The 3,381-nt window shown below is 69.3% G+C and carries 3 protein-coding genes; 1 reads left to right on the top strand and 2 read right to left on the bottom strand.

What is annotated here, in order from left to right:
* Both JMF90_RS29980 and JMF90_RS29975 read right to left on the bottom strand, forming a co-directional pair.
* Window positions 1-738 (bottom strand): NAD(P)/FAD-dependent oxidoreductase (locus JMF90_RS29980; protein ID WP_201325804.1); only part of this gene is annotated, 738 nt, incomplete at its 3' end.
* Window positions 725-2,443: a GMC family oxidoreductase gene (locus JMF90_RS29975; RefSeq protein ID WP_011694636.1), complete on the bottom strand. Its 1,719-nt coding sequence runs from the start codon at window positions 2,441-2,443 to the stop codon at window positions 725-727. The genes JMF90_RS29980 and JMF90_RS29975, both read right to left, overlap by 14 nt.
* Window positions 2,444-2,715: 272 nt before the next feature.
* On the opposite strand from JMF90_RS29975, the gene JMF90_RS29970 reads away from it, so the two are divergent.
* The coding region (locus JMF90_RS29970) for an AraC family transcriptional regulator (RefSeq protein ID WP_201325803.1) at window positions 2,716-3,381 on the top strand (666 nt) is incomplete at its 3' end.

Here is a 3,381-nt window from a genome sequence, read left to right as displayed (position 1 = left end):
CGATGCGCGATGCAGTTTCATCGCCGCCGGCAGCCGACGAAACAGCGCCTTTTCCCACGGGCGATACGCGCGGTCGGGGCGCGGCATCACATAGGCCGGCGAGCGCTGGAATACGGTCAGGCGCCGCACGTCGCCGGCGATCGCCGGAACGAACTGGATCGCCGATGCACCGGTGCCGACCACGGCCACCCGTTTGCCGGCGAGTGCGTAATCGCGATCCCAGTGCGCGGAGTGGAACGCACGGCCGCGAAACGTGTCGATGCCCGGCAGGTTCGGCATGGCGGGGCGGCTCAACTGGCCGGTGCCGCTGACGAGCAGCGCGGCGCTCAGCGTCGTGCCGTCGCGCAGCGTGACGTGCCACAGCGCATCGGCTTCGTCGTAGCGCGCGTGTTCGACTTCGGCGCCGAAGCGCAGATGGCGGGCGAGACCGTACTTGCGCGCGCAGTGTTGCAGGTACGCATGAATCTCGGGCTGCGGCGCGAACACGCGCGACCACGCGGGATTGGGTTCGAACGAGAACGAGTACAAGTGCGAAGGCACGTCGCACGCGGCGCCCGGATAACGGTTGTCGCGCCACACGCCGCCGACGTCGTGCGAGCGTTCGACGATCACGAAATCGCGAATGCCGGCGCGTTGCAGCGCAATTGCCATGCCGATGCCGGCGAAGCCGGCGCCGATGATGATCGCCGCAAGCGGCGTGGTGGAGCCGGCGGAACGGGAGGGATCAGGCGACAGCATGGCGGGTTTCCTCGGGCTGGTCGCCGGCGTGTGCGGCGCGGGTTGCAAGGGTAGGGTCACGATCCGTCGTCCTCCTGACGGTTGCGTCGGCATGCGGCTGCGCCGGCACGCGGCATATGCCGCGCATCAGGTCGACGGCCTTCTCGGCGATCATGATCGTCGGCGCGTTGGTGTTGCCGCCGATGAGCGTCGGCATCACCGATGCATCGACGATGCGCAGCCCTTGCAGGCCATGCACGCGCAGTTGCGGATCGACGACGGCGAGCGCGTCGCGCCCCATCCGGCAGGTGCCGACCGGGTGATAGACGGTGTCGGCGCGCCGCCGCAGCACGTCGCGAATCTCGTCGTCGGTCGTCACGTTCGCGGTGAACAGGTCGCGCGTGGTCCAGCTGGCGAGCGCCGGCGCATCCATCAGGCGACGTGTGAGGCGGAAGCCCGCGACCATGTCGTCGAGATCGCGCGGATCGTCGAAGAACGCGGGATCGATGCGGGGCGCCGCGAGCGGGTCGGCGCCGTTCAGCGTGACCGAGCCGCGGCTGCGCGGCCGCAACAGGCACACGTGGCACGACAGCCCGTGACCGGCATGCAGCTTGCGCGCATGGTCGTCGACGAGCGCGACGACGAAATGTAGCTGGATGTCCGGTGCCGCCAGATCGGCACGCGTTTTCAGGAAACCGCCGCCTTCCGCGAAGTTCGACGTCAGCATCCCGCGCCGTTCGCGGCGAAAGCGGGCGAATTCGCGCAGCATGCGCAGCCCGCCGCGGACGGACACGCCCATCGTGTCGACGCTGCGCGTGCGGTAGCCGAAGATGAAATCCGGATGATCCTGCAGGTTGCTGCCGACGCCCGGCAGATCGGCCTGTACGGCGATGCCGAACTGCTGGAGTTCGCGGCCCGGGCCGACGCCCGACAGCATCAGCAACTGCGGCGTCTGCAGCGCGCCGGCCGCGAGCACGACTTCGCGCCGCGCGCGCAGCGTGCGGATTTCACCGTGCTGCCGCACCTCGACGCCGGTCGCGCGCGTGCCGTCGAACAGGATGCGCAGCACCTGCGCGTGCGTCTCGACCGTCAGGTTGTCGCGGCGGCCGACGTGCGGCAGCAGGTACGCGCGCGCCGCGCTCCATCGTTCGCCGTGCTTCTGCGTGACCTGGTAGATCCCGATGCCTTCCTGTTGCGCGCCGTTGAAATCGTCGGTGAGCGGCAGGCCGGCCTGTTGCGCGGCTTCCAGATAGCGCGCATGAAACGGGTTGCCGGTGCGCAGGTCGCTGACCCACAGCGGGCCGTCGCGGCCGTGCCAGGCATCGTCGAAGCGCTCGTTGTGCTCGCTCAGGCGGAAGTACGGCAGCACGTCGTCGTACGCCCAGCCTTCGTTGCCGAGCGCGGCCCAGCCGTCGTAGTCGACGCGATGACCGCGGATATAGACCATCGCGTTGATCGCCGACGAACCGCCAAGCGCCCTGCCGCGCGGCTGATAGCCGATGCGCCCGCCGAGCCCCGGCTGCGGCACCGTGTCGAACGCCCAGTTGTTCAGGCGGGTCGGCATCATCGCGACCGCGCCGGTCGGCACGTTGACGACCGCGCTGTCGCCGCGGCCGCCGGCCTCGAGCACGCAGACGGTCACGGCCGGGTCCTCGGTCAGCCGGCCCGCGACGACGCAACCGCCCGACCCGCCACCGACCACGATGTAGTCGAAAGTCTTGCTCATGGAATCGTCTCCTTGCTTCGGTGATCGGTGGGTCATGCGACGCGTGTCGGCATGCGGGCGCGGGCGGCGCGCCGACGGGCGAAGTGGGTGAAGTGGGCGGCGGGATCGGTCGGGCGACTCGGTCGCATGGTGTCTCCTCCTGGGGTGATGGCGTCGTTCGGACGACGACTGGATGACGCCGATGGTGCGGGCCGCATGGGAAAACACCAATGCTGGTTGGGGACAATTGTTTTAGTATTTGGGCCAAATCGGCGCTTCGAGGGTTTCTCCGCATGAGCTTCTGGGATTTCACCCGGAGTCCGGCCAGCGCCCGGTTGCTGGTCGATTTCGGCGACGAACGCGGTGTGCCGCATGCCACGCTGCTGGCCGGCACGGGCCTCGCGAGCGCGCAGCTCGACGACCCGAAAGTCGAGGTGACGGCCGCGCAGGAACTGCGGCTGACCGGCAACCTGCTGCGTGCGCTCGGCCGGGCACAGGGCCTCGGGTTCGAGGTCGGCCGGCGTTACCACTTCTCCGCGTACGGCGTGTGGGGCTACGGGCTGATCGCGAGCGCGACCGGGCGCGATGCGCTCGCGCTCGCGATGCGTTTTTTGCCGCTCACGTATGCGTACACCGTCATCACGTACCGCGAGGCGGCTGACACTGGCGTGCTCAGCTTCGGCGCGCCGGAACTCGACGCCGACCTGAGCCGGTTCCTCGTCGAGCGCGACATGACGGCCGCGGCCGTGCTGCTGCACGAAATCGCCAGCGGCGATTTCGCGTTGTCGCGCTTCACGCTGCAGGCCGCGCGTTCGCCGGCGCTCGCGGCGCCGCGCATCGCCGGCATCGAGCCGACGTTCTCGGCGCGGGCGAACAGCCTCGCGTTCGACCGTGCGTTCCTCGACCGGCCGTTGCCGCATGCGAATCCGCTGACGGTGTCGATGTGCGAGCAGATGTGC

Source organism: Burkholderia sp. E168m23, from assembly GCF_016586125.1.
Lineage (GTDB): Bacteria > Pseudomonadota > Gammaproteobacteria > Burkholderiales > Burkholderiaceae > Burkholderia > Burkholderia orbicola.
Note: the sequence above shows the minus strand (reverse complement) of the source record. Positions and strands in the feature narration are given on the sequence as shown.